This window comes from Acididesulfobacillus acetoxydans (assembly GCF_902729405.1).
Lineage (GTDB): Bacteria > Bacillota > Desulfitobacteriia > Desulfitobacteriales > Desulfitobacteriaceae > Acididesulfobacillus > Acididesulfobacillus acetoxydans.
Window position 1 is genome coordinate 3,720,100 of record NZ_LR746496.1, and the last position, 25,401, is coordinate 3,745,500.

Consider the following 25,401-nt stretch of genomic DNA (forward strand, 5'->3'; position numbering starts at 1 on the left):
CCAACACTCCTTGCTCTGTCAAATACCCTGGCCAAAGCGTTTTCAAACACCCTTTTCCATTGGCTCTGTTCTTTTTCAGACACCCTTTTCCTGTCGCTCTTTTCTTTTCTTTTTCAGACACCCTTTTCCTGTCGCTCTTTTCTTTTCTTTTTCAGACCACCCTTTTCCTTCGGCTCTGTTCTTTTCTTTCATTATACCAGTTATCGCCCCAGATTCCAGGCCGAAGGGATCAGAAAAAAGCCCCTCTGCTTTCAGAGGGGGTCTAGTGAACTCGTTCCACTAAGTTGAACCTCGGGACTTCGGTTGAACCTCGGGACTTCAGTAAGACGTCTGCCCCCACTGAAGCAACGGGGGAACCACTTCCACTTGCAGGAGTGAGAGTTTTGTGATTGGGTCAAGCTAATTAAGGCCCAGCTTCTTCAAGGCTTTCTCCATCCCTTGATTGTCCCGGACCCGGATAACCACCTGAGCCTTCTCCCGCGCCTTCTCCACAAAGGCATACATATATTCGACAACGACACCTTCCGGAACCAGGCGATTCAGAACCCCGACCAGTCCCCCCACCTCGTCCGGAACCTCAAGGACGAACACAGGGGTGAGGCTCACGACGCAATTTTTTTGCCTCAGCTCTTCCGCCACTTGCTCCGGGGAATCGACCATGAGGCGGAGGACGCCATAATCCTTGGTATCCGCCAGCGACAGGGCCCGCACGTTGACGCCGAGATCCGCCAGTAGATTTAAAACTTCGGCCAAACGGCCTTTTGTGTTCTCAAGAAAGATAGACAGTTGCAACACCGCAGCGTTCACCCCTTCATCCAATCGTGAGACTTGCGTTTCTACCCGTGAGAGCAGCACCCCATACTCCAAAGCAGCATCCCGTACTCCAAGCTCAAATAATTCTTGGCGCCCCTCGGCTTGCGTCATTTTTGCTTTGGCAAATGCTCATGTCCGAGGTGGGCCGGACTTAACCCTTGCGCTTATCGACGACCCTTTTCGCTTTTCCTTCACTGCGGGGAATACTCTTGGGCTCCACTAAACGAACCCTGATCGAAATACCGATAATTTCTTCGATCCGCTGCTGAACGCGCTTCTTCAAAGTCTCCAGCTCGCGAACTTCATCTATGAAGTTGGCCGCGTTGACCTCGACCTGAACCTCTAACTGGTCGAGTGTGCCCGCGCGCTCCACGATCAACAGATAGTGGGGTTCCAAACCGTCCACGGCCAGAATCCCTTCCTCGATCTGGCTCGGGAAAACATTCACTCCCCGGATGATCAGCATATCATCCACCCGGGCCGTAACCCGCTCCATCGTCCAACCGCTATGCCCGCAGCCGCAATCCCCATGGTGCAGAGCCGTTAAATCTTTGGTCCGGTAGCGCAGGACCGGAAAAGCTTCCTTATCGATACTCGTAAAGACCAGCTCACCCGGCACGCCCTCAGGCAGCGGCTCTCCCCTTTCGTCCAGGATCTCCGGATAAAAATGCCCGTCTATGTGCAGACCCCTGTGCTGCGGGCATTCCATCGCCACCCCGGGGCCCATGATTTCGCTCAGGCCGTAGATGTCATAGGCGTCAATCCCCAGCCGCGCTTCGATTTCCTCTCTCATGCCCTCTGTCCAGGGTTCTGCCCCCAAGACCCCCTTTTTCAAACGCAGCTCCTGGCGGGAAATTCCTGCTTCCCCCAGGCTTTCTCCCAAATAAAGTGCATAAGAGGGCGTACAGGCGAGGACCGTCGTGCCGAAGTCCCGCATCAGCATCAGCTGACGCCGGGTGTTGCCGCCGGAGATCGGTACCGTCATCGCTCCCAGTTTCTCCGAGCCGTAGTGCAGCCCCATCCCTCCCGTAAACAAGCCGTAACCATAGGCAACCTGGATCACATCCCCTTTGCCGATCCCCGCCCGCGCCAAAGACTCGGCCACGATCCCGGACCAAAGCTTGATGTCGTTCTCCGTGTACCCTACCACAGTCGGCTTGCCCGTCGTCCCCGAGGAGGCATGAAGGCGGACGATGCGCTCCGGCGGCTCGGCAAACAGCCCGAAAGGATAGTTGAGGCGCAGGTCCTCTTTACTCGTTAAAGGGAGACGTTGAAAATCTCCCAGAGTCCGGATATCACTCGCTTGCTTGACCCCTACCCGCCCCAGACTTTGCTGATAATAAGGAAGGCGCAAGACCCGTTCTACCGTTTTCCTGAGACCGGCCAACAGCCGTTCTTCATCCTTGGACATCCGCTTCCATCCTCTCCTTTGTTCCAAACAATTCTCGCTCTTGCCGTTCTGATCTAGTACAGATCACGTTGGCCCCAGCATAACTTCTAGACCCGTCTTTGTCAAGAAACCGCTCGCACATTTTCGTCAGGCTCTTGAGGGCGACACGTTTGTTTACCATGGTCGGCCGTAACCATTGACAGTGATACGGTTCCCGGTTACTATACTAAATGGATCTAACATCTATAATTGTTCTTAGATGTGCAAGTCGATGTCGGTCTATCCATGGGTGCACTTGGACTCAAATGCTTTTATACTTTAACATATTAAACAATTACTAAGGAGAAATGAATGTGAATCAAAAGAAACTCGGTTTCTGGTTACTGGCGGCGCTGGTTGCCGGGAATATGGTGGGTTCCGCAATCTTCATGCTTCCCCAGTCGCTTGCCAACGTGGGCTCCCCGGCCGGAATCCTGCTTGCCTGGCTGTTCACCGGCCTCGGCGTTCTCATGATTGCCCACGTCTATGGTCAGCTGTCCGATTTCAAACCGGCGCTGCTCGGTGGCCCGCCCAGTTATACACGGGAGCTGTTTAACGGCAAGAGCAAACTGGGACAAATCATGGGGTTCGAAATCGCATGGGGGTACTGGACCTCAAACTCTCCGGGGAACGCAGCCATTCTCATAACACTCGTCGGCTATCTAACGTACTTCCTGCCGGTTCTGCAAAGCAAAGCCATCCTTTTCTCCGTTGGCGGTTTTCATGTACAGACCGGGAATTTCTTTTCGTTTGCCATTGCTTCCCTCGTTCTCTGGTTTGTTCACTACCTGATGCTCAAAGGGACTTATGCGGCCGGCAAAATAAATTTTGTTGCCACCGTGGCCAAAATTCTTGGCTTTCTCTTCTTCATCGTCGTCGCTCTCTCTATTTTTGACACAACCTATCTCCACCCTTTCATAGCCGCCAAGACGTTGGCGTCCGGCAAGACGATTGGGCTCTTTCAGCAAATGAACCGGGGTGCGATTCTGACGCTCTGGGCTTTCGTCGGTATCGAGTCTGCCGCCTGGCTTTCCGGCCGGGCGAAAAGACAACGGGACGTTAAGTCAGCAACGCTGACCGGGTTGCTCATCGCGTTGATCATCTATCTTCTGATTACTTTCTTGGCCATGGGCACCCTGCCTGCGAAGGAACTGATGGTCGCAGACAAGCCTTTAGTTGACGTCTTGACAAAAATCATCGGTCCGAAGGGCTCGTTTGTCATGGCAACCCTCGGAGTCCTCTCCATGCTCGGCGCTACGGTTGGCTGGATTTTACTGAGTGTAGAAGTGCCGTACCAATCTGCACGTCTTAACCTCTTTCCTCACTGGTTTGTAAAGGAAAACAAAAACGGCGCCCCCTACCGGGCTGCCTGGATCACTAATGGGCTTACGCAAGTGTTTCTGCTCTCCATGATCTCGAACACGATTGCTAACGCCTTTAACGAAATGGTCATCATCGCCACTCTGGCCAATCTGGTCCCGTATCTTTTCTCCGGCCTCTATTCTCTGAACGTCGTCGGCAAGGGCGAAAACTACGAAACCGTCTCCCTCAGGAAACGTTTGCTTGATGGAACCATGGCCCTTGGCGCGACGCTCTACTCCTTCTGGGTCTTAAAATCAGGCTTGAGTGATCTCAAAACCTTGGCTCTCGGCATGCTTCTCTTCGTGTCCGGTTTGGTCCTCCTTCCGCTGCTTCCGAAGCATGACGCTCCGGAAGAACAGGCCCATTTGGAAACGCCGGTAGAGTCACTTCCTGATTGAATTTCAAAACCCTGCCGCAGCAATCCACCGGCAGGGACAAGTTCGCTGCATCCTCGCATCGCAAGGGTGCAGCTTTTTTAATTACCTCCACTAACCCCTCCCATATGTCCAGCAGGGGTGCAACCAGCATGGGAAATATGGGGATACCGATTTTACAACTGACGGCGGGCGAACCGATAGAAAGCATGGTGGAGAAATTGAATTCCCGGCAACCCGAATTGCTCCTTGGCTATGCCTCTATAATACGTATTCTGGCTTATGAGCAGCTCGCAGGCCATCTCCAAATAGCGCCAAGGACCGTCATCAGCCGCTCGGAGGTCTTAACCCCGGAAACACGGCGCCTGGTCAAATCCCACTTGCCCCATACTTCGGCCTAGCGGAACAGGAAGCATAAGCAAACCGCTTGCCCTTCACCCCCTTTCGGGGAGATCTTAGCTGCCCACCCAGCGCCCTATTCCGCTGTACTACAGTCCCGATTTACTTTACGATTGGGAATATTCCGTGTTACACTGTACGCGAATGGCTCTTGCTATCCTTTTGCTCACCCAAGTCGTCAAGTCATATAGGCAGACACGTCAACCACCCCCTGGCTAAATCGGTCTGAAGCCAGGGGCTTCCGCGCGAAGTATTCGGTAAAGCATATGAAGGAAGGAGCGCCGGATAAACGCCTTCGCGGAGCTCACGGAACGTGCGAGTTTGCTCGCAATAGGAGGTTCTATATGAAATTTTCCCGCATTCTGCCAACCGGCATTGCGGCCGCAGTTCTTCTCTGCGCGACCGCCTGTGGTTCGGGAACACCAACCGCCACGCCAAATACAAACCGCTCAACATCCGCTGCCAGCGGAATCCATCAAAAAAACACGCCCCCCTCCCATACCGGTGCCGGCAGCCATGGTTTACCAACAGGCGAAACGTTAACCGGGGGCAACCCGGTGGCACCCGCGCCGGTTCCCGCCCTTCAGCATAAACAATATCAGACGCCGATACCCGTGTCCGTTCTTCACGTCACCTACGCTTATCCTGTTCCCAAAGTTCCTTCGTTACCCTCTGAAGTGAGGATGTCACTCCCGACAGATCTCGCCTCAAAATTAACTGCCTACTACTTTCCTCTGGGCAGTCGTTCTTTTTACATCGTGGCCCCGAATGGTATGAAAGGAAAAGCAGATGTCGGTCAGGACGGGTCCTATAAACTGGCTTTGAAAAATCCGGAGGGCACTGAGCTCTATCTGTCCTCCTCGGGAGCATGCCAGGGGTGTGCGGCGGATGCGGCCGCAATGTATTTCACATCGGCTCGAAAGGATGCCGTAGACTATGGCGGTCCCTCCGGTCCGTATTTTCAAGACTTACCGGTAAAGATGGTAACGGTCAACTCGCAACTCATCACTTTGGCCTATGCGGAACAAAACAAGAAACAGCTTGCCGGCTTTGCCTATTATTTGTCGATTACGACTACCCATGGACAAGGCACATTTTTGAGTGAAAAATATGTTGCGTCCGGCCAAGACGTACAAAATCTGGCACCGTGGATTTTCCAAAACACACTTTTACAACAAAAAATACCTTTTTAGCCCGCCGTTGCTCATCAAGAACATACACCCGGGATTGCCGCATATCATTGTCGGTCAGCTTAATTTCCAATCACCCTTTTGGCTTTCCCTTCGCTGCGAGGGATACTCTTGGGTTCGACCAAACAGATCCGGACCGATATGCCAATGATCTTTTCAATCCGTTGCTGCACGTGCGCCTGTAAGTTTCTCAGTCACTCAGCAACAATGTCACTTCGGATATGGGGCTCGAGCTTCTAGATGTGGCAGATGTTGTCCGGCAGTATCCGGCCGTGCTTGATTACACTAATTTCATCCATAATCAATGTTTTAGAAACGTTCATCGCGTCAATAATCTTTTGAAAGCGCTTGTATTGAGGTGCTTCCATCTCATGTTTCCTTTGACCCGTTTCACACTTTCTTATCACAGATACTATCGGTTTAAGAGCATCGGTCAATTCTTCTTTCGAATAGCGCTCAATCTCACGGTCCTCTGTAATTAGTGCCCTTGAGATATACATCGCCTTGATTCTGTTCTTAAGCAGAGTATATTGAGAAGTTCCTTCCGCAAATTTAGGCTGTATCTTTTCACATTTACTAATGGTTGACGATACAACTTGTAGGGCGTCTGATAATTCATCTCCTGAATATTTTCCCATATCATTTCACCTCATGCTTGTCGATTGTCTCATTTGCAGACTTTCGTTTCAATTACCAATGAAGTCATTTTGCTTTTTACTCAAGCTGACTTCAGATTTCTTGAACTGAATTAAGCATATTTATTTGCCGGGCAGTTGGATGCCGCGCCAGTCGCTTACATCGCATTGACCATATTCATTGTCACCTACAGCGACCACCGTGCCGTCAGATTTAAGGCCGATGGTATGAGCGCACCCCGCCGCAACCGCCACAATATCGCGCCAGCCACTTACATTGCATTGAACCACCTCTTTGGTTACCCAATTTTATTTCCCATTGTAGCATAGAGCTGAAACCTTGGTGCGACAGTGGAGGGTTTAAATATATTATTGCCTATTTGCATGAGGCGGAAGTCTGCGAACGGTTATGTTAAATTGAGAAAAAGACTCAATCCTGCGTTTTCCCGCTTCCCATCTTCCAAACTTTCTCGTTGACAACAAATCGTCTTGAGCTATAATGTAAGTAAATAGTTACTTAAAACCAGGCTTTAAATCTTTGGGGAGAGCAAAGGAAAGAGACCATGGATATGGACGTAGGATCTTCTAAAAAAAGGGTCCGAGATTCGCAAAAGTCACGGGCGGCCATATTGGACGCGGCTGAGGAGGTTTTTGCCCAAAACGGGTTTGCCGGCGCGCGAATTGAGACCATTGCTAAAGCCTCGGGCTATAATACCGGCCTGATCTTCAGGTACTTTGGCGACAAACTCGGCCTCTACAGCGAAGTACTGAAGCGCTCCGACTCAGAAGTGAGCGAGCTCATGGTCAATGCGTTCACACCCTTGTTTACGGATGAAGCCGCGGCTTCCGATGCCGATCATTTTAGGGCCTTTCTCAAAGGGATGATTGTGACCCTTTTTGACTACTTGCTCGACCATCCCTCCCTGGTGCGCATTTTGACCTGGGAAATGGCCGGGGGCTGGGAAATGCTCGCAAAAACGGCCTCCCAATTCCCGACCGAAAACAGTGAGCGATTCGTGGCATTCTTTCACAAGGCATGGACAACCGGTTTTCTTCGTTCTAACTTTGCTTTCAAGATTCAATTCTCCTTAGTTATGCAGATATGCCACGTCTACCTCGCCTACCTTCCCTTGTATCAGATGTTGCTCCCGGGTGAGGATCCTGCCGCAACTGGATCCATGGCGCAAGCACGGGAGCATCTTGTCAATTTCATCGTGGCCGGGATGATGACAGAGCCGGAAATAGCGGAAGAAACAACTTAAGATAACTTTCAAGGAGGGATATTATGGATACCTCAACAATTAGAAATCTATTGTCAAGGTGTGAGAATTTCCGAGAACGGGAACACTGGACTCGTCAGGATCCATGAGAAACAATCCGGGATTGCTGTGCCGCCGGAGGTGGAGTGAACCCCATAGCGTTTACAACGGAGGTTAGGGTGGCAAAACACAAATTTCTACCGATTCGAACAATTGCCCGCGTAGTCACCGTCACTGCTGTATGTGCGTGGTACTTTGCGCCACTGGTAATTATCGGAAACAGAAAACGAAATACTGTTAAAATCGCAAATGCTGCAAACCGCACTTTCCACGTCCTCGGTTCCACTTTTCTTAAATTCGGTCAGTTGATTGCATCGTCCCCTGGCCTGGTCGGTGTAGAAGTTGCAGACATCTTCCGTAGTTGCCTGGACACAGGCCCGCGCCTCAAAGAAAAATCGCTGCTTTATGCGATAGAACGAGCCGCTGGCTGTCCCATCGGAGAGGCCTACAAAGACATCGATATGACACCCATAGGATCCGCTTCCATCGCCGTGGTACATTCTGCCACAACCGTCGCGGGCGACAGAGTCGCAATTAAAGTGCGAAGACCAGGCATAAAGCGACGTGTAGCGGACGACATACTCATCCTAAAAGGGTTGATGCGAATCGCTATGCTCTTCGGGAAGTCATCGGATGTAGTTGAGTTGCTCGATCTGATTGATGATTTTGAACGGAATATCCGAGACGAATTGGATCTGAGACTGGAACGAGAAGCCATGGAACGGATTGGCGGTCAGCTGGCAACTCACGGATTCCGTCAGATCGCAGTTCCAAAGACGTTTCCGATACTTTCCGATGATACGGTATTGGTAATGGAGATGTTCGATGGAGTTGCTATCGATAATCTACCAGCCATTAAGGCACTGGGCGTCGGGGCACGGCCGCTGGTCGACGACATAATTCGCGCATGGTTAGTTACGAGCATTGTGGACGGTGAATTTCATGGTGACTGCCATGCCGGTAATGTCCTAATCTTACGCGACGGGCGCCTTGGTTTGATCGATTGGGGTATTGTCGGGAAACTGGATGAATCGACAAAAACCTTTCTGATTAGACTGCTTGAAGGCAGTGTCGGAGAAGAAAGCGCTTGGCGGGAAGTCGCTGATTTCTTTTATACACAATAGAGAAGAGCTACTCAACGTTTTCGGGACCACAATAGAGGAGTCCTCTTCCAAAATACAGGACCTGTTAGGTCCTCTCCTTACAGCACCGTTTGGCCAAAATAGCCTGGCAACTTTTCTCGAACAAGCTGGTCTACAAAATGCTGATGCAACTTCAACCAGCAGTATGGACAAAGCGGAGGCAAAGCCGGGAGCGAGTGCTTCCTTTGATCAAGGTTTCTTTCTCTGGATAAAGCAATTGGTCTTTTTCGAGAGATATGCGCGTTTACACGAACGCTATCGATCGATCTCGAACTATGCTGCTGAAGTGTTGCCGCTGATACCAGCCTCCAGGATGTATGGAGCAGATATCGTTTCTGCGGAGTCTGTCGTCATTGATGGTCTGCATCATGTTGGTCATCTCGTGCATGATCTTGAGAGTGGCCTTGCCCTCTACAAAAGACTCGGCTTTACGATGACGACACCCAGTGTGCCTGCGGTGCCTCTCCAGAAAGCAGCCCCTTTATCACCATTCGGAGCCGCAAATAGCCATGCTGACTTTGAAGAACACAATTTTGTGGAACTGGCCACTGTTCTCACAGGCGCAGGAAAAGTTCCTGTGGGAACCAGGCTTGTACCTCTTCAGGTACCGGAGAAAGTAATGCCTCGATTCCTCGAAATCATCAATCGAACCCTTACAAAACTTAACGCATGCCTTAATCGCTTTGAAGGGTTACACATTCTCGTCTTCCGGGCAACTGACGTGTATGCCCAGGCCATGAGACTCAGCCTAGAGGGCATCGGACATTCCGGTGTGGCATCTACACAACGACAATCTAACGCAGAGAACAAATCATCGGAAGGTGTACTGCGAGTGCTCGAAATAGACGATCCAAGCAACCCGGTACCGGAAGGGCGTCTCGCGATTGCAGGAACGCCAACAATATCTAGTACTCATCCAAATGGGGCGCTCGGACTTATCGAATCGATCCTCTATGTGGCTGAGGCCGATCTGCCCGAATTCTTGCTCCGCTATGAAAAGTATTTGAATCGGCCTGCACGGACTGAAGCAAATGTGAACGTATTCGAGTTAGGAGGCTCACGGATCATTATTGCTACTGATTCTGTCCTCGAAACTATTCTACCCGGCGAACACGCTCCAGAGTTGCCGGCCTTTGTTGCTTTCACTATCAGGGTCCAAAATATAGAACAAACACGTAAATTGCTGCTCAGTCATGGATTCACGCCACGAATATCAAGCCTAGGCGGTCTTTTCGTGCCGGCTGCTGAAGCTCTTGGTACTGCCATCCTATTCCGGCAAGTTGAAAATTGACATTCCTCTTTTCCCAAACCTAGTCTAACCCAGATATTCTTACCTATTTCAGGCCGTTTTCCAAAGTCTTCAGTTACTTTCTCTACCTATCGAGTGAAGTGAAGAGCATCTTCCCCTGTTTCCTCCTTTAGGTCGCTTCCGAGCCGGTATCGCCTGATTACAGAGTCGGGGTGCGGCCATTGGGTACTCCAATTTCACGTCAAATCTACGTGAGTCGGAAGTCCGTGAACGGTTGAGCTTGAGAACGTTCGCTTGGACATTCGCAGCTCAGTCTGGTACTATAGTATCGAAGAGGGTGGTTATCATTGATGAGGCACATTGTTCTCTCGATGTTTATAAATCCGAACATTCAGAGGCATGTACAAAGAACAAAGTAACAAATCTTTCCTTGAGGAATGCTTGCCGTGCGGCCTCGCAACCCGCGTTGGCAATTTGTACACCGCCGGACACACTCGTCCGGCGGTGCTGGAGAAAGGCTATTCCTTAGCAGCGAACTCTTCCGCCGCAATACACAGATAGTAACAAAGTCCGAGTTGGTGGTTTTCAAGCATATTTCTATGAAACTCGTCTTGCAGGAAAAACCTCGTCTGAGCGGCAAATGATTTTGCGGTAATGGCAGTCCCATAACTATTGAGAAACTTTAGATGCTCGTCGATTTGGGTACGCAGATTTTCATCTGTTGCTGCCCAGTGGTATTAAATAACGATTAATTCGTATTCGTATATAAGACGAATTAAGATTGATTATTATAAATTCTGGGGGGGGGGATATCATGGACTATGCTGAAAAATATGCAAAATATCGTACTGAATATGCAAAAGAATTTTGCTATTTCTATAAGTACTTAGATAATAATTCTAACTCAGATAAGGACGATCGAGGTCTTTTTTAAAGAAAACAAGCAGTATTTGAAACTAGGAAGCTGCCAGTCCCGGGATTTCGACGCCCAGATTGCCCATGTCACGACGTGTTATCTACTCTACGTCCTGTTAGCGTATTTCCGACGAATGAACGCGTACGAATCCTTGGACGGGCTGTTTGCTGCGATCAAGGACGACCTTGTCGAGAAAACCGTGGCGGAACGGCTCTGGGAATTATTTGATGAGCTATTGCAGGTGGTAATCGCTGGCATCGCCAGGTCAGGAATAGTGGACATTCTGGAATTTAGGAATTCCGCCGAATACCGGTCGCGACCGAAACTTGAGTATATTGATGAACTCTCAAGTCTATTTGATAATCATAAAGTAGATAAGACAATTTCACTTACCCTTTATACTCGAAGCTTTGTAGGTCAGGTCTGAACAATAAAAGTATAATTCGTTATAGATTTATCGCACATTCTTTATACAAGGTGCAAAATCCCATTATGGAAAACATCCGACATACTCTGCAGAAAGTGCTGAGCCTCCTTTGCCTTAGTGTTCAGATCGTCCGGAACGCTCTCTCGTCTGCGCAGAAGGCCATTTTTCTTTGTCAAAACCCATTTTTGGACCAGCGTTTTTGCAGTTTTCGCAAGCGGCGATATCCTGCCCAAGGTGTGGATAATAGGAAGGTGAACGAGAAAGTGGAAAAAGAGAGAGCAGATGGTTCGTTTGCCGACCGGCTCTTGGCCTGGTTCAGGGCCGAAAAACGCGACCTGCCCTGGCGCCGGACCACGGACCCCTACCGCATCTGGGTCTCGGAAGTGATGCTGCAACAGACCCAGGTCAAAACCGTCCTGCCTTATTATGAGGAATTCTTGCGGCGCTTTCCTACCCCAGAAGATTTGGCCGGCGCCGAATTGAACGACGTCCTGACCGCCTGGCGCGGGCTCGGGTATTATGCCAGAGCCAGGCATTTGTGGCAGGGAGCCCGTCATGTCCTCTCCGTCTGGAGCGGCAAGATCCCCTCGGATTATGAAACACTCCTGCAGATTCCCGGAGTAGGAGAATACACCGCCGGGGCTATCGCCAGCATCGCTTTTGGACAAAAGGTACCGGCGTTGGACGGAAACGTGCGCAGAGTCATGGCCCGCCTCCTGGCCTGGCCGGAACCCGCCGCCAAAGCTTCAGCCTCGCGCCGTTTTCGCGAGCAGCTCAGGGCCTGGCAACCCGCCGCCTGCCCCGGTGACTTTAATCAAGCCCTAATGGAACTCGGTGCCACCGTTTGTTCTCCCCGCTCCCCCCATTGCCCGGACTGTCCGATCTCCTCCTTCTGCCAAGCTTTCTCCTCAGGCAATTTAGCCTACCCCGTACGCATCCCCAAGAAAAGACCGGAGACAATGCTCCGGCTCACCTTCGTTCTTCTCCACAAAGGAACTATCTACTTGCAAAAGCGTCCCGCCGGCGGACTCTTAGCTGATCTCTGGGAATTCCCCGGCTTGGAACTCCCCTTCTCCGGTGTTCCCCCAGCCTCTGTCCCTGCTGTTGATCCCATGTCCCGTGCCGCCCGCCGGCTCCCCGTCAGCCCGGGTAAGGGAGCAAACCCGTCGCGTGGAGCAAGCAGCGGTCCATCGCTGCCGGCGCCCGACCCGGATGCCCTCACCCATGAACACTTAGGCTTAACCCCAGCCGAATGGCTCGCCTTCTACCGGGACGCCGTGACCAAACGAACCTTCGACCGCGAGGCTGAGCGCTTCTTCCAAGGGGACTTCCCGCTTTATGGTCCGGTCGGCCACACTTTCAGCCACCTGCGCTGGGAGCTCTATTGGGTCATCATCACCATCGGAGGCACAGCGGGCGAATCCCCCTCCCTCCGCCTTCCCCTGGCAACCGCCGGCCCCACCGGCCCCACCGGCCCGTTCCCGGGCCTGTCCCTCCGTTCTCCGGGGGGGAGTTCCGCCCTCTCACACCAGAAAACTCTCCTTCACACTCGGCCGGGCTTTTTCTCCTCTCCTTCCCTGCTGCGCGAAACCCCGCCCGCCCCGCCGACGCCAACATCACTCCCTAACTCCACGGGTTCCTGGGTGGCCCCGGAGGCCCTCGCCGAATATCCTTTGCCCTCGGCGTTTTCCGCCATTCTTGAGCACGTGCGGCAATGGGCATAGTTGCCCCTTGTCCATCCGGCCTCACCCCTTTCGGGGAGATCTCGGCCACTCACCCAGCGCCCTATTTCCCTGTCGAGTGTGCGGACGCCGTCCATCAACAACGCCTTGATCAGTGGATCAAGGATTCACTCAAGGTCTCCACGAAATGCATAAACCCGGATATTTGTTCAACAAGAGTTTCTGTCAGTGAACCTACCCCCTTGACCAATGGCTCCATCTTGCGCCAGCGCAGCTCAGATCCATAGGCATGGCGAAACATATGCCGAAAACGCCGGTATTCATCCAATTCCTCGGCTGTAAGGCGGGATATAATCCTTGGACGGATCCCGGGAATAGTAACTGTCATTGAGTATATGTTGTACTGAGTTTAAGTCATCCTGAATATCGACTCAGTTTTTTGTACTGTACCCGCCTTTTTTCCGCGCTCGTCATAACCGCACCCCATCTCTCATAATGCGTTCTTTTATACGGTCCTGAGCAAACTCCAACTGTATGAAATCCAATGGAATAGGTTCAGCGATGTTTTCCGCTATCTTGTAGGCCTTAAAATACTGTTCTTCGGACAGCCCTTTTACGGCAATATCAATATCCGACTCCTCTTCAAACAAATCGGTGGTCAGCGAACCAAATAAGTAAACTTCCACGCCGGAAAACGCACTGCTTAGTGCCAAAGCAACCTTCTTCGCCTTTTCGCGGGCTTCCGCATAGTGGTTAAGTCGTTGTTGTTCCTCGGCTTCGATTTTTGCTTGATTTCCAGCGACATATGGGGAGATATCCACGCTCAACGCCTCCGCTATGCAGACTTCCTATATATACCATATCACAATTGCCATCGCGTGACAATTAAAACTTGTCATAATTAGCCCCTATGACCAAGAGGCTTAGCCGCGAGATTCCATAGGATGAACTTCTTTTGCGGATACTAAGACATAAGCAAAAGTAGCCCACCCGCAAAGTGAGAGCTACTTTTGCTTTCCCCCAAAAGGCCGCTCATGCGGCTGTGAGTTGTACGGCTAGGCGTTCCGCCAGGACGTTCTAGCCTTATTTTTATATCCTTTACCCTTTTATTATAACAGAAAAAGAGAAAAAATAGACCGTGTCAAACAAAAATAGTGGTGTGCGGTGCCCGGTCATTGTATGGTCACAACGTAGTTTCCTTTTCCTTTATCAATTTTCAGGTCCTTAGGCACCGCCAGATAAATCGCCTGTCAACCCAGCGTGTTCGTGGCATATGCAAGGCCGGACCTATTTGTCGCATTGCCTGTACTCCTTTCCTGAAATTGCTTTACGACCCAAGGACTTTGCATGACCTTATAAGTCAGCCTCTGGGGCAGGCCGGGCTCAACCGTTAAGGTGCCGTGCCCAAAAGAGATGCGAGGCGGTGCGATGCGTTGGGTAAAGTCGATTCCGCTGGCCTCAGAGGTCGTGACGAAGGTAGCCGCCTCGATTTTTCTCTGCTTCATGTCCTTTTTCTGAACCAGGATGATATAACTACCGGTGTTACCGGTAATGTTGAAGTGCAAGGTGGTGTCTTTAGTCCTTCCCAGAGTGAACACCTGCCCGCTGTTTTGATAGATTCCGTTGGGGTAAGCTCTCGTTCCCAGAACCGGACTTTGCCCATGCACAATGTCAGCCAACGTCAACGAAGCCGGAAAGGCCATGCCGTCGTCCACGAAAATCGTGTTGGCCGAGATGCTCAGGTCATTAAAGGGCTCGCGCTCAAAAACCCGCAGCATCCCCCCGGTCGGGCGCAGATAGCCGGCGATCATTTTCAGCAAAGTTGTCTTGCCCGCCCCATTGCGGCCTATCAAGCCTGTGATTGTGTTTTCTTTTATGGCAAAGGACAGCCCCTGAACCGCCTGCACCCCACCTTTGACTTGCCTATAGGTTTTGCACAGCTCCCTGGCTTCCACGGCTATCATCGCTTCTTATCCCCTCTTTCCTTTTCCAATCCTTTTCCTGGGAAAGGGATAATCATGGGCTTTCATGGTTATTATCCTCTCTTTCCTTTTCTGGTCCTCTCTCCTCTGTCATGTCTTCCGAATCCTCTCTGCCTATTTTCCTGATCAAGCTTATGAGTTCTTCAGTTCCCATTCCCAAACGTCCGGCTTCCGAGACCACTTCCCGCACCAACCCACTTACAAACCGCCCTTTGCGTTTCGCCAAAATCCTGGCTTGGGCATCGCGGGCGACATACATCCCGAGCCCCCGCTGTTTGTAGACAATCTCCTCATCCGCCAGCAGATTCAGCCCTTTGGCCGCGGTCGCCGGATTGACATTGAACATCTCCGCCAGCTGATACTGGGAGTAGACACGCTCATCCCCCGGGAGGTGTCCGTTGAGGATCTCCCCCTCCAACCATGCGGCAATTTGGACATAGATGGGTTTCATACTCGCGGGATTGAGGATCATAAAGGTCACCTCCAGGCCCCGGTGCATCTCAGGCGCTTCTGAACCTTAGTGCATTAGTGCTATAGCGTACTGTAACTCAGGTTCACCGCTTTGTCAAGGGGCTGTGCAGCCGGCGGAACCCGAAATTTGCGGGGATCTTTTAACCCCTCAAGCGCAGCCCGTCTAAAAAAAACCGACCGCCTCCGCTATCGGTGCCGGCAGCCACAGCTTAAAGCCGGACGAAACGTTAACAGAGGGGCGGCCGCAATGTATTTCACATCCGCTCGCAAGGATACCGCAGACTGTGGCGGTGCCCCGGGATTTCTCAGTTTCCGTCCCGTTTGCCGGGATCCAGCGAGTCCACCAGTACCTGCAACAAGCGTGAAATGGCCTTGCGGGTGAATTCGTCCGTAAGATTTCCGTCCTGATCGAATTTCGTGTTGGCATTCATGATGAATACTTCCGGCTTGTTCAGGGGCAGAAGATTGAGTCCCACGCACACCTGACGCAAGTGATACTGAACACGCGCACCGCCAAACATGCCCGTCGAGGCGCTGAGGATGGCGAGGTGTTTGCCGGACAAAGGGAGATCCTTTCCCCTGGAAGCCCAATCCAGGGCATTCTTCAGAACCGGCGGAATGGAATAGTTATACTCGGGAGTCGCAATGAGAAGCGCGTCCGCCGCGGCGATTTTCTCTTTGAACCGGGCCACGGTCTCAGGAACGCCCAGCGCTTCCAGATCTTCATTGAAAAACGGGATCGACTTAAGATCCGCAATGTCCAGAACAGCGCCTGCCGGCAACAGCTCTTGCGCGGCCCGCAGTGCGGCCATGTTATATGATTTACGACGCAGGCTTCCGGTAAAACCAAGGATTTTAACTTTGGGCGGCATCCGAATCATCCTTTCTTTGCATCGTGTGAGGAGCGAGACAAAGCAAGACCCGGGCGGACAGCGGACCCATACCGACCCGCTTGGCCGCTGGGCGCAGGCTTTCCCCGCTGAGCAAATCCAGAAGCGGCAGGCTGAGCCCGGGATCCGGGCTCAAGGCCGGCGGCAGGACGGCCTCCCTCGCCTCTGAGGTGTGGCGGTTGACCAGCACCATGATTTGTTCCGCCACCCCGAAACGCCGAAAACCAAAAACGTCCGGGCCACAGCTGAAAGCTTGAAAACCGCCCGCTTGCAAAGTCTTATGTTCCCGGCGCAGGCGGGCCACTTGCTTGTGCCACTCCAGAATCTCCGCATCCTCCCGTCCCCAAGGATAAGTTCCCCGGTTATACGGATCACTGTACCCTTCCAGGCCGGCCTCATCTCCGTAATAAATGCACGGCACGCCGGGAAAGGTCATCTGGATCAAAGTGAACAATTTCAAGCGGCGCACCGCCAGCTGACGCGCCTTAACCGAGAGCCTCCAAGTTCGCTTTTCCCTATCTGCCAGTCCCTCCTCGGGCGGGGCTTCCCCCAGAAGAGTCAGGATGCGCACCCGGTCGTGGCTGCCGACTAGGTTCATGGCAGCGAAGAAGTTCTCCCGGGGATAGTTTTCGTAAAGACTCATCACCCGGCGGTAAACCTGAGGCGCATCCTCCTCTCCCAGTAAAAACCTCAGGAAAATCTCCCGCCAAGGATAGTTCATCGTCGCGTCCAGCTCGTCACCCCAAAAATACCGGCGCAGCTTGCCATAGCTGAATTTGTTCGAAGCGTCCTCCCAGACTTCGCCGATGAGAACGGCCTCGGAATTGAGGCTTTTGACTGTTTCCCTGAGTTTGCGGATGAATTCGTCCGGGAGCTCGTCGGCTACGTCCAAACGCCAGCCGGCGACTCCTTTTTTCATCCACTTTTGGATCACCCCATCTTCCGGATCGAAGAGAAACTTTTGCCAAGAAGGTTTCAGTTCGTCCACTTCGGGAAGGGTGTCGATACCCCACCAGGACTTATAGGCAAGGTCGCCGTATTCGCCGGTTTTCACTTCTGCGAGTTTGGTTCCGCCGGGTTTAGGTTCGGCGGATTCAAGTTCACCGGCTTTGCGCTCTCCGGATTCACGGCTATCGGGCCGAAATTGATACCACTCGAAGTAGGGCGAAGCCGGCGATTGGCAGGCACCCAAACCCGGATATGTGCCTTCGCGGTTGAAATAAAGGCTGTCACTCCCCGTGTGACTAAAGACTCCGTCTAAGACCAGCGATATCCCGCGCTGTTTCGCTTCTCGGATCAGGCACTCAAACACCTCTTCGTCTCCATACATCGGGTCGATCCGCTGATAATCCGCCGTATCGTATTTGTGATTGCTGGCGGCTTCAAAAATGGGATTGAGGTAGAGAATGCTGACACCGAGCTCTTGAAGATAGGGAAGTTTGGCGATGAGCCCTTCCAGGTTTCCGCCAAAAAAGTCCCAGTGGGTCACCCGACCTCGATCATCCTTGACATAAATCGGGGTATCGTACCAATCCAGATGCAGAAGGGCATTTTGGCGCGGCCGGCCGGCCCGGTTTCCCGCTTGCGACCCAAGGCCCCATTCCTGCCTCCCTGCCGCCGGGTCCGGGGCCTCTTGCGGCGAATCTCCGATTCTTGTCTGCGCTCGCTCGACTATTTGACCTCCTGTTGCCGGCTGCGCCCCTCCCGATGATGCTTGACCTCCCGTTTTCGACCCCGGCCCCCCTGCTCCCGCTGCCTCCCCGTCCGCTCGCTGCCCAGTACCGCTGGTGGAACCCGGTGACCCGGCTTGGGCCCGGTGGAAACGTTCGACAAAAATCTGATACATGATCCCCCGCGTGTACCATTTTGGGATCCGCATCGGGCGGTAGACCGTCAGTTGGTAGGAAGGCGGTTCCCCGGCCCACAGCGCCCCTTCTCCTCCCAGCTTGTCCTCATTGTTGCCGTAATAAAATTCCCGGCCTCCGGCCCGAACCCGGAAATAATACCAGAGGAGCCCGGGTTCCTCCCGGACTTCATACACCGCCTCAAACACAGCCCAGGGAGCCCCGGCTTCCACTGCCGGTTCCTCGGCTTCTGCCGCCGGCTCTTCCACGTGTACCGGCCGTTCCCCTCTTTCCGCCCCGGCTGCTTCTGCCGCCGCTTCTTCCGCTTCGGTCACCCATTCCCCGGCAGCCGCCGCTTCACTCTTTTCCGCCGCGGGGGACATCGGGACCAGTTTCTCCCTCTCCCCCAGCCAAAGGCGCAAATAACAGGCTTCCACCGGGAACATCGACCGTGTTTTCAGGCGGAACCGCACTCGGCTGCCGCAGGGCACCGCTCCGAAGGGATTGCGGTAAAACAAGTTATGTGAGTCATGATAGGCGTTAAATTCCATACTTTCTCTCCCAGTGACAGTCCGGAAATGAGACCGAAGATCCTCACAAAAGTGACCGGTAAAGTTCGACATAAGCCTTGGCAGACTTGTCCCAACTAAAGTCGCGCCTGAAAGCCTGTTTTTTCAAGCGGTTCCAAGCCGGCTTATTCTCATAATAGAGGCGCACCGCCCGTTCGACCGTGAACAGGAATTCATGGGCATTGTAGTTGCCGAAGCTGAAGCCGTCACCGTCGCCCGTAAATTCATTATACGGCTTGACCGTGTCTTTCAGCCCCCCGGTCTCCCGCACGACAGGCAGGGTTCCGTAGCGCATGGCCATCATTTGGGCAATGCCGCAAGGTTCAAAACGCGACGGCATGAGCAGAAGGTCACTCCCGGCAAAAATTTTGTGTCCCAATTCATCATTGAACTCACGGCGCAGGGCAAACTTCTCAGGGTGTCTCCCGGCTTGGGCCTGCAGTTCCTCCTCGTACTTGCGCTCCCCCCGCCCCAGGATCACCAGCTGTACATCCAGCCGCAAGATTTCCTCCAGCACCCGGAGGACGAGATCAAGTCCCTTTTGGTCGACAAGACGGCTGACCATCCCCAGCAGGGGCCAGCCCCGGCGCGGCGGCAACCCGAGGGAGCGCTGCAGATCCTGCTTATTCTCCTCTTTGGCCCGGGGGGAAGCGGAAAACGGGACTGCCAGATACCTATCCGTTTCCGGATTGTAAACCTCGTAGTCAATCCCGTTAAGAATGCCTGCCAAAACGTCCCGCCTTTGCCGCAGAACTCCGTCCAAGCGCTCGCCGTAGAAAGGATCCTGTATTTCCTGAGCATAGGTTGGGCTCACTGTCGTAATCCTGTCGGCATAGAGGAGGCCTGCTTTCATAAAGTTAACCGCGCCATGGAATTCCAACCTATCTTCCCTAAAATATTTCTCGTCCAGACCCAGCACGTCATCCAGAACTTCATGGGGAAAAATCCCCTGATATTTCAGGTTGTGAATCGTAAACACGGTCTTGACCGAGTAATGCAGCGGTTCTTTGTTATAAAACTCCTTTAACATGAGGGGAATAAGTGCCGTATGCCAATCGTGGCAGTGAATAATATCCGGCTTAAACTCGGGCAGATGCAAGAGACTTTCCAAAACCGCCCGAGCGAAAAAAGCGTAACGTTCGGCTTCATCATATTCGCCATAGACATGGGTCCGCTTAAAGTAATACTCATTGTCGATAAAATAATAACGAATACCCCGGTAATTCATCTCTTCTAAACCGCAATACTGCCGCCGCCAGGCCACGGGTACGGGAAAATGAGTGATCGGCTTGAACTGGCGGCGAAAATGTTCCGGGATTTCACTGTATTTCGGCATGATGACACAAACGTCCGCACCTTGTCCCTGCAGGGCCGCAGGTAAGGAACCTCCGACCTCACCCAAGCCGCCCGTCTTGATAAAAGGGTCTGCTTCCGCAATAGCAAATACGATTTTCATACTACCCCTCTTTTCTTCATCTCAGACCAATGAACCCTTGAGCGCGACGAAAGGAGCATTCCGGCTTCCTTTTAGCACCTTGCCTGCGTGAACCTTGACAAACTTATCGAGAATAACATACTCCAAAAGGGCCCCGGCAGCAATCGAGGATTTCTGCATAATGACACAGTTCCTGACAACAGCCCCGGGTTCAACGATCACACCCCGGGACAGAACCGAATTATACACCTCCCCTTCGATGGTGCACCCGCTGGAAATCAAGGAGTTGGCGACTTTGGCCCGAGCCCCGTGCTTGGTGGGAGGATTGTCCACGATTTTGGTGTGAATCCGGTTCTGACCGGTCAGGACCTCTTTGCGGACGTCCGGGTTTAGCAGTTCCATACTCCGTGCCAAATAATCCTCGACGGAATTAATGGTACCGAAGTACCCCGTAAAAGGAAAAGCAAAAACCCTCAGCCTGCCAAGCCCCGCTTCAATCGCCGTCAGCAGGTCCGGGATTTCCGGCCCCTCCTCCGCAATCATCTCCAGAAGCAGCCGGCGCCGGATGATCAGCATGTCGATGAAGTAAGCCTCGCTCGGTCGCGCCGGCGAAGCCTCCTCCCCCAACGACGCGTCCTCTCCCTGCGAAGCCTCCTGCCGCAAAGCGATGACCCCGCCGTCGGACGCCAGCACAAGGCTATCCCTTTCTCCCCTCTGAAAGACATCAGGGCCCTTCTTAACAATCAAAGTGATATCCGCCCGCTGTTTTTCCTGAAAAGCCAAGGCCTCCCGGTAATCCATATTGAAAATATGATTGCACCCGCTGATAATCACGTTTTCCGCAAAATCTTTTTGCAGATACTCCACATTGAGCCGCAGGTCTTTCAGCCGGAACGTCCCGCCACCGTCCGGCAACTCCGGCATTGCTCCGGGTAAGATGAACAAACCGCCGGCTTTGCGATCGAGAAACCAATCTTTACCCGCTCCCAAATGGTCGAGCATGGCTCTATTGTGGGGGGGAGTCACCAACCCGATCGTTCGCAGGCCGGAATTGACCATGCTGGAGAGGGCGAAATCTAACAAGCGATAGCGCCCGGCAAAAGGCAGGGCTGCCATGGACCGTTGAAAAGTCAACCCCTGCAGAATATCCGAACCGTCATTCCCGAACAGGAGACCTATAACACTCGACATCCACCATCCCTGGTTTCCATGACGCAGAGCGGCCACAATAACCGCAACGTTACCTCTTTTTCCTGCCGACTAAACAGGAGGCAGCCACACAGGACTTAACCGCCGGCACGAAACTCCCGCCTCTCACCGCCCCAGGGGAGACGATACCCCGCACCCTCGGCGCGGGCCCCCGTCTCTCACCGCTCCGGGGGAGACGATACCCCGCACCCTCGGCACGGGCCCCCGCCTCTCACCACCCCGGGGGCGAGACCCCGTACCCTCGGCGCGGGCTCCTTGCCTATCGTCACCCCGCGCGGCCGAGGCCTGCCGTGACCCCGGCGGACAGTCCGGACTGCCCGGAAACCAGGCTTTTCACTCCCCTCGCCTTAAAGCTCTGAAAACCTTTTTCCGACGGAACCCCTGCCAACATACGCGCAAAACAGCCACCCACCCTAGCGAGCCGCGTAAAAATTTTCCCCTGCCGGGACCACCGACCCCTTTTCCAAAACGGTGTGATCCCCAATAACGGTAATTCCCGCCGGGTGTGCGGCGGAAGGTGCTTCCAGCCCGACGGAACAATGGCTTCGGATCTTTGCCCCTTCCCCGACGATCGCCTTCTTGATTAAAGACTGACGATGAACCCGCGCGTGCGGCAGCAGGATAGAATCCAAAACCACTGCCCCTTCCCCGACATAAGCGCCAGGCGCAAGAATGGAGTGGCGCACCTGACCCAAGACGACACAGCCGTTGCTGACCAGACTGTCCTCTATCTGCGCGGAGAGTCCCACGTACTGAGGAGGCAAAATATCTTCATTGGAAAAAATCCTTTGGGCCGGGTCGAAAAGATCGAGCCCGCTCTCGCCGTTAATTAGCTCCATATTAGCGTTGTAATAGCTTTCTATCGTGCCGACATCGCGCCAATACCCCTTAAACTTATAGGCAAACACTCTTTTGCCCAGTTCGATCTGCCCGGGAAGCACGTTCTTGCCGAAATCATTGTCGGAATGAAGATCGTGAGCATCCGCCAGCAGAGCTTGTCTCAGCACCGGCCAGTTAAAAATGTAGATCCCCATTGACGCCAGATTACTCTCCGGCCTGGGCACTTTCTCGGTGAATTTGGTAATCCGGCCCTCCCCGTTGACACTTACGGTGCCGAAACGGGAGACTTCGTCCCAGGGGACTTCTATCGTCGAGATGGTAATGTCCGACCCCTTCTCTTTATGAAAGTCCAGCATAGACAGGTAATTCATTTTATAAATATGGTCGCCGGAAATTATGAGCACGTATTGCGGAGAATAGAAATCGATAAAATCGAGATTCTGAAAAACGGCGTTAGCCGTCCCGTTGTACCAGTTTCCCTCGTTTTCACCCACAAAAGGCGGCAGGATGTGCACGCCCCCGTGGGGATTGTCCAAATCCCAAGCCGCACCGAGTCCGATGTACATGTTGAGCAAGAATGGTTTATATTGCGTGAGGACCCCCACAGTATTTATGTTTGAATTTGCACAATTACTCAAACTAAAATCAATAATGCGGTATTTACCGCAAAATGAAACCGCAGGTTTAGCAATGTTGCGGGTGAGGGCGCCTAAGCGGCTGCCCCTTCCTCCCGCCAACAGCATAGCAATACATTCTTGGTACATCCGCTTTACCCTTTCTCTTCACAACCCCATCTGTTCGGTTTAGCAGACTCGTGGGATTTTCCAAATCTGCTCCGCATATTCCTGAATTGTCCGGTCACTGGAAAAAATACCCGCTTCGGCAATGTTAACCAGAGACATCTTCTGCCACTGTTCCTTATCCGCATAACAGGCCTGTAACCTCTGATAAGTCTCCAGGTAAGAATCGAAATCCTTCAAGACAAAAAACTCATCATTGTAAAGCAGGAGCGAATCAAAAATCACGCGGAACTCTTCGCCGGCCGTTTCAAAAAATCCGTTGACCAGCTGGTCAACACAGAGTTTAAGATCGGGACTGGTATAATACTGGTCTAAAGACTTATATCCCCCCCTTCGTATGTAATCCAGAACTTCCCGGGCTCTGAGCCCAAAAATAAACATATTCTCGTCGCCCACCGCCTCTTGAATCTCCACGTTGGCCCCGTCCAGCGTCCCGATCGTAACCGCCCCGTTCAGCATGAATTTCATGTTTCCCGTACCCGAAGCTTCTTTACTGGCGGTGGAAATCTGTTCACTGACATCGGCCGCCGGATAGATCAACTCCCCGAGGGTGACATTGAAATTTTCCAAGAAGACGACTTTCAGTTTATCCTTGGCGCCGGCATCTTTGTTGATTTTGGCCGCCAAAGTGTTAATGAGTTTAATCACGGTCTTGGCATAATGGTATCCCGGCGCCGCCTTTCCGGCAAAAATGAAAGTGTGGGATCCCTCCACCGCACCCGGATCCCTCTGCAGCCGGTTGTATAACTCCATGATCTTCAAAAGATTGAGCAGCTGCCGTTTATAGGCGTGAATCCTCTTGACCTGAACATCGAAGAGGGATAACGGATCGAGTACGATTCCCTGGGTTTCCCGCACCCTCTCCGCCAGGCGGCATTTGTTAAGATACTTAACCCGGGCCAGCTTCTCCAGGAAACTTCTGTCATCCCGCACGGAGAGCAGTTTGTGCAGTTCCTCGGCATTTTTCTTCCAGCCGGGCCCGATCGCCTCCGTGATCAACCCGGACAAGTCGGAATTTGCCGCCAAAAGAAACCGCCGGTGGTTCACCCCGTTGGTCTTATTATTGAATTTATAGCCAAATATCCGGTAATAATCCTTAAAAACCTCATTTTTCAAAATCTCCGTATGCAGGGCGGCTACCCCGTTCACAGAAGAAGAGCCGATCACAGCCAGGTTAGCCATCGAGATCTGGCCGTCTTTAATAATCTGGGTGCGCCGAACGAGGTCCCCGTCCCCCGGGTAAATCCTAGCCGTTCGCTCTTTAAATCGGCGGTCGATTTCCTCCACGATCATATAAATCCGGGGCAGAAGCCCGCGGAAAAGGTCAATGGGCCACTTCTCCATCGCTTCGGGCATGATCGTATGGTTCGTAAAGGACATGCTGTTCACAGTGATATTCCAGGCTTGATCCCAGCCCAGACCTTCTTCATCAATCAAAATGCGCATAAGCTCGGGAATGCAGAGGACGGGGTGCGTATCATTGATATGTACCGCCACCCAGCGCGGAAAATCCGCCAGAGCGCGGTTGCGCTTTTTATAGCTCCTGATGATGGAACCCAGTCCGGCGGCAACAAAGAAATACTCCTGTTTCAGTCTCAGTTCCCGGCCGGAACGGCTGCTGTCATCGGGATACAGAATATAAGATATCGCTTCCACCTCGGACTTCAGACTGACGGCCTGTTCAAAATCGCCGCGGTTAAAAGAATCCAAATCCAGCTCATTGGACAACGGCTCGGCGCTCCACAGGCGCAGGTTATTGATATTCACGGAGTTGTCATAGCTCATGATCGGGACATCATAGGGCACCGCCAGCACCGGTTCAAAGTCCTCATGATAAAACATCCATTTACCTTCTGCGTTTTCCACCCGCACATTACCCTTGAACTTAACCACGACGCTCTTGTCGAGCTTGGGAGTTTCCCAGGGATAGCCGTTTTTCAGCCAGTTGTCGGCCACCTCGGTCTGGAAACCGTTCCTGATCTTCTGTTCAAACAGCCCATATTTAAACCTTATGCCATTGCCGTGTCCGGATATGCCCCAGAAAGCCATCGAATCCAGAAAACAGGCCGCCAACCTGCCCAGCCCGCCGTTTCCCAGACCCGGATCCGCTTCCTGGCGCAGCAACTCGTCCAGGTTAATCCCTAGATCTTGCAAGCCTTCCCGCACGATCTCCTCGATCCCCATATTCACTAAATAATAGTGCAAGAGTTTACCGATCAGGAACTCCATGGAAAAGTAGTACACTTCTTTGCTCCGGGCCGGACAATTCCGGGTCAAGGCCCGGTAGGAACCCATTTTCTCCTTGAGCAAAATCACCAAAGTCTTGTATTTATCCCAGGGACTGCTTTCCTCAAGAATAATTCCTTCCGTCTCACTGATTTTGGTCAAGTAGGCCTGCTTAAAACTCTCTTTATCAGCGAACAT

At 52.6% G+C, this 25,401-nt stretch carries 20 protein-coding genes and 3 pseudogenes; 8 read left to right on the plus strand and 15 right to left on the minus strand.

All coding sequences use genetic code 11. The features are described 5' to 3' along the window. Window positions 1–399 precede the first annotated feature (399 nt). Both MNU25_RS16605 and MNU25_RS16610 read right to left on the minus strand, forming a co-directional pair. Window positions 400–795, minus strand: coding sequence for an ACT domain-containing protein (locus MNU25_RS16605; RefSeq protein ID WP_240986889.1), 396 nt, complete (start codon window positions 793–795; stop codon window positions 400–402). A gap of 169 nt (window positions 796–964) precedes the next feature. After that, window positions 965–2,224, minus strand: a complete 1,260-nt coding sequence (locus MNU25_RS16610; protein ID WP_240986085.1) for a phenylacetate--CoA ligase family protein — start codon at window positions 2,222–2,224, stop codon at window positions 965–967. A 332-nt stretch (window positions 2,225–2,556) separates the two neighbouring features. Here MNU25_RS16610 and MNU25_RS16615 point away from each other — a divergent pair, with 332 nt between their 5' ends. The 3 genes from MNU25_RS16615 (at window position 2,557) to MNU25_RS16625 (ending at window position 5,570) form a co-directional block, all read left to right on the plus strand. Beyond that, a complete protein-coding gene (locus tag MNU25_RS16615; protein ID WP_240986086.1) occupies window positions 2,557–4,002 on the plus strand; it encodes an amino acid permease in 1,446 nt (481 codons plus the stop codon). 128 nt (window positions 4,003–4,130) lie between these two features. After that, the gene (locus MNU25_RS16620; protein ID WP_240986087.1) at window positions 4,131–4,379 is read left to right on the plus strand and encodes a hypothetical protein; all 249 of its coding nucleotides are present in this window, start codon (window positions 4,131–4,133) and stop codon (window positions 4,377–4,379) included. A 264-nt stretch (window positions 4,380–4,643) separates the two neighbouring features. Then, window positions 4,644–5,570 (plus strand): DUF4850 domain-containing protein, encoded by a 927-nt coding sequence (locus MNU25_RS16625; protein ID WP_240986088.1) that lies wholly within the window; start codon window positions 4,644–4,646, stop codon window positions 5,568–5,570. A 59-nt stretch (window positions 5,571–5,629) separates the two neighbouring features. Here MNU25_RS16625 and MNU25_RS20665 read toward each other — a convergent pair. The 3 genes and pseudogenes from MNU25_RS20665 to MNU25_RS16640 form a co-directional block, all read right to left on the minus strand. Continuing rightward, window positions 5,630–5,734, minus strand: a pseudogene (locus tag MNU25_RS20665) (hypothetical protein); the annotation flags it as partial. 69 nt (window positions 5,735–5,803) lie between these two features. Beyond that, window positions 5,804–6,205 carry a hypothetical protein gene (locus MNU25_RS16635; protein ID WP_240986090.1) on the minus strand — a complete coding sequence of 134 codons (402 nt, stop codon included), beginning with the start codon at window positions 6,203–6,205 and terminating at the stop codon, window positions 5,804–5,806. A 120-nt stretch (window positions 6,206–6,325) separates the two neighbouring features. Further along, window positions 6,326–6,493 carry an RCC1 domain-containing protein gene (locus tag MNU25_RS16640; protein ID WP_240986091.1) on the minus strand — a complete coding sequence of 56 codons (168 nt, stop codon included), beginning with the start codon at window positions 6,491–6,493 and terminating at the stop codon, window positions 6,326–6,328. A 272-nt stretch (window positions 6,494–6,765) separates the two neighbouring features. Between MNU25_RS16640 and MNU25_RS16645 the strand changes: the two genes are divergently transcribed. From MNU25_RS16645 to mutY, 5 genes and pseudogenes are all read left to right on the plus strand, one after another. Next, complete coding sequence (locus MNU25_RS16645; protein WP_240986092.1) at window positions 6,766–7,464, plus strand: TetR/AcrR family transcriptional regulator; 699 nt, start codon at window positions 6,766–6,768, stop codon at window positions 7,462–7,464. Window positions 7,465–7,640: 176 nt separating this feature from the next. After that, a complete protein-coding gene (locus MNU25_RS16650; RefSeq protein ID WP_240986093.1) occupies window positions 7,641–8,645 on the plus strand; it encodes an ABC1 kinase family protein in 1,005 nt (334 codons plus the stop codon). Next, window positions 8,590–9,954, plus strand: a complete 1,365-nt coding sequence (locus MNU25_RS16655) for a VOC family protein (protein WP_240986094.1) — start codon at window positions 8,590–8,592, stop codon at window positions 9,952–9,954. The genes MNU25_RS16650 and MNU25_RS16655 overlap by 56 nt, the downstream gene beginning before the upstream one ends. An 872-nt stretch (window positions 9,955–10,826) precedes the next feature. After that, window positions 10,827–11,255, plus strand: a pseudogene (locus tag MNU25_RS16665) (hypothetical protein); the annotation flags it as partial. A 263-nt stretch (window positions 11,256–11,518) separates the two neighbouring features. Then, entirely contained in the window at window positions 11,519–12,979 is a 1,461-nt protein-coding gene (gene mutY, locus MNU25_RS16670; RefSeq protein ID WP_240986096.1) for an A/G-specific adenine glycosylase, read from the plus strand. Between the two features lie 109 nt (window positions 12,980–13,088). On the opposite strand, the gene MNU25_RS16675 is transcribed toward mutY, so the two are convergent. The 10 genes and pseudogenes from MNU25_RS16675 to MNU25_RS16720 all read right to left on the minus strand — a co-directional run bounded on the left by MNU25_RS16675 (window position 13,089) and on the right by MNU25_RS16720 (window position 25,401). Further along, on the minus strand, window positions 13,089–13,325 hold the full coding sequence (locus MNU25_RS16675) for a ribonuclease toxin HepT-like protein (RefSeq protein ID WP_240986097.1): 237 nt from the start codon (window positions 13,323–13,325) through the stop codon (window positions 13,089–13,091). 82 nt (window positions 13,326–13,407) lie between these two features. Next, window positions 13,408–13,758, minus strand: a complete 351-nt coding sequence (locus tag MNU25_RS16680) for a nucleotidyltransferase family protein (RefSeq protein ID WP_240986098.1) — start codon at window positions 13,756–13,758, stop codon at window positions 13,408–13,410. 429 nt (window positions 13,759–14,187) lie between these two features. Then, window positions 14,188–14,901 (minus strand): ATP-binding cassette domain-containing protein, encoded by a 714-nt coding sequence (locus MNU25_RS16685; protein WP_240986099.1) that lies wholly within the window; start codon window positions 14,899–14,901, stop codon window positions 14,188–14,190. Between the two features lie 52 nt (window positions 14,902–14,953). Then, complete coding sequence (locus MNU25_RS16690) at window positions 14,954–15,391, minus strand: GntR family transcriptional regulator (protein WP_240986100.1); 438 nt, start codon at window positions 15,389–15,391, stop codon at window positions 14,954–14,956. A gap of 304 nt (window positions 15,392–15,695) precedes the next feature. Next, window positions 15,696–16,262 carry an NADPH-dependent FMN reductase gene (locus tag MNU25_RS16695; protein ID WP_240986101.1) on the minus strand — a complete coding sequence of 189 codons (567 nt, stop codon included), beginning with the start codon at window positions 16,260–16,262 and terminating at the stop codon, window positions 15,696–15,698. Between the two features lie 40 nt (window positions 16,263–16,302). Beyond that, window positions 16,303–17,841: pseudogene (locus MNU25_RS20670) on the minus strand (glycoside hydrolase family 13 protein); the annotation flags it as partial. Window positions 17,842–18,718: 877 nt separating this feature from the next. Continuing rightward, complete coding sequence (gene glgA / locus MNU25_RS16705; RefSeq protein WP_240986103.1) at window positions 18,719–20,149, minus strand: glycogen synthase GlgA; 1,431 nt, start codon at window positions 20,147–20,149, stop codon at window positions 18,719–18,721. A 21-nt stretch (window positions 20,150–20,170) separates the two neighbouring features. After that, window positions 20,171–21,319 (minus strand): glucose-1-phosphate adenylyltransferase subunit GlgD, encoded by a 1,149-nt coding sequence (glgD, locus tag MNU25_RS16710; RefSeq protein WP_240986104.1) that lies wholly within the window; start codon window positions 21,317–21,319, stop codon window positions 20,171–20,173. 431 nt (window positions 21,320–21,750) lie between these two features. Further along, complete coding sequence (locus MNU25_RS16715) at window positions 21,751–22,941, minus strand: glucose-1-phosphate adenylyltransferase (protein ID WP_240986105.1); 1,191 nt, start codon at window positions 22,939–22,941, stop codon at window positions 21,751–21,753. A 39-nt stretch (window positions 22,942–22,980) separates the two neighbouring features. Further along, window positions 22,981–25,401 carry a glycogen/starch/alpha-glucan phosphorylase gene (locus MNU25_RS16720; RefSeq protein ID WP_240986106.1) on the minus strand — a complete coding sequence of 807 codons (2,421 nt, stop codon included), beginning with the start codon at window positions 25,399–25,401 and terminating at the stop codon, window positions 22,981–22,983.

What these genes read in the sequence shown, in the direction of transcription:
- MNU25_RS16685 (WP_240986099.1), bottom strand. Translation starts at nt 14,901, where the DNA reads ATGATAGCCGTGGAAGCCAGGGAGCTGTGCAAAACCTATAGGCAAGTC.
- MNU25_RS16620 (WP_240986087.1), top strand. Translation starts at nt 4,131, where the DNA reads ATGGGAAATATGGGGATACCGATTTTACAACTGACGGCGGGCGAACCG.
- MNU25_RS16635 (WP_240986090.1), bottom strand. Translation starts at nt 6,205, where the DNA reads ATGGGAAAATATTCAGGAGATGAATTATCAGACGCCCTACAAGTTGTA.
- MNU25_RS16695 (WP_240986101.1), bottom strand. Translation starts at nt 16,262, where the DNA reads ATGCCGCCCAAAGTTAAAATCCTTGGTTTTACCGGAAGCCTGCGTCGT.
- MNU25_RS16720 (WP_240986106.1), bottom strand. Translation starts at nt 25,401, where the DNA reads ATGTTCGCTGATAAAGAGAGTTTTAAGCAGGCCTACTTGACCAAAATC.
- glgA (WP_240986103.1), bottom strand. Translation starts at nt 20,149, where the DNA reads ATGAAAATCGTATTTGCTATTGCGGAAGCAGACCCTTTTATCAAGACG.
- MNU25_RS16645 (WP_240986092.1), top strand. Translation starts at nt 6,766, where the DNA reads ATGGATATGGACGTAGGATCTTCTAAAAAAAGGGTCCGAGATTCGCAA.
- MNU25_RS16715 (WP_240986105.1), bottom strand. Translation starts at nt 22,941, where the DNA reads ATGTACCAAGAATGTATTGCTATGCTGTTGGCGGGAGGAAGGGGCAGC.
- MNU25_RS16625 (WP_240986088.1), top strand. Translation starts at nt 4,644, where the DNA reads ATGAAGGAAGGAGCGCCGGATAAACGCCTTCGCGGAGCTCACGGAACG.
- MNU25_RS16675 (WP_240986097.1), bottom strand. Translation starts at nt 13,325, where the DNA reads ATGACAGTTACTATTCCCGGGATCCGTCCAAGGATTATATCCCGCCTT.
- MNU25_RS16610 (WP_240986085.1), bottom strand. Translation starts at nt 2,224, where the DNA reads ATGTCCAAGGATGAAGAACGGCTGTTGGCCGGTCTCAGGAAAACGGTA.
- glgD (WP_240986104.1), bottom strand. Translation starts at nt 21,319, where the DNA reads ATGTCGAGTGTTATAGGTCTCCTGTTCGGGAATGACGGTTCGGATATT.
- MNU25_RS16690 (WP_240986100.1), bottom strand. Translation starts at nt 15,391, where the DNA reads ATGATCCTCAATCCCGCGAGTATGAAACCCATCTATGTCCAAATTGCC.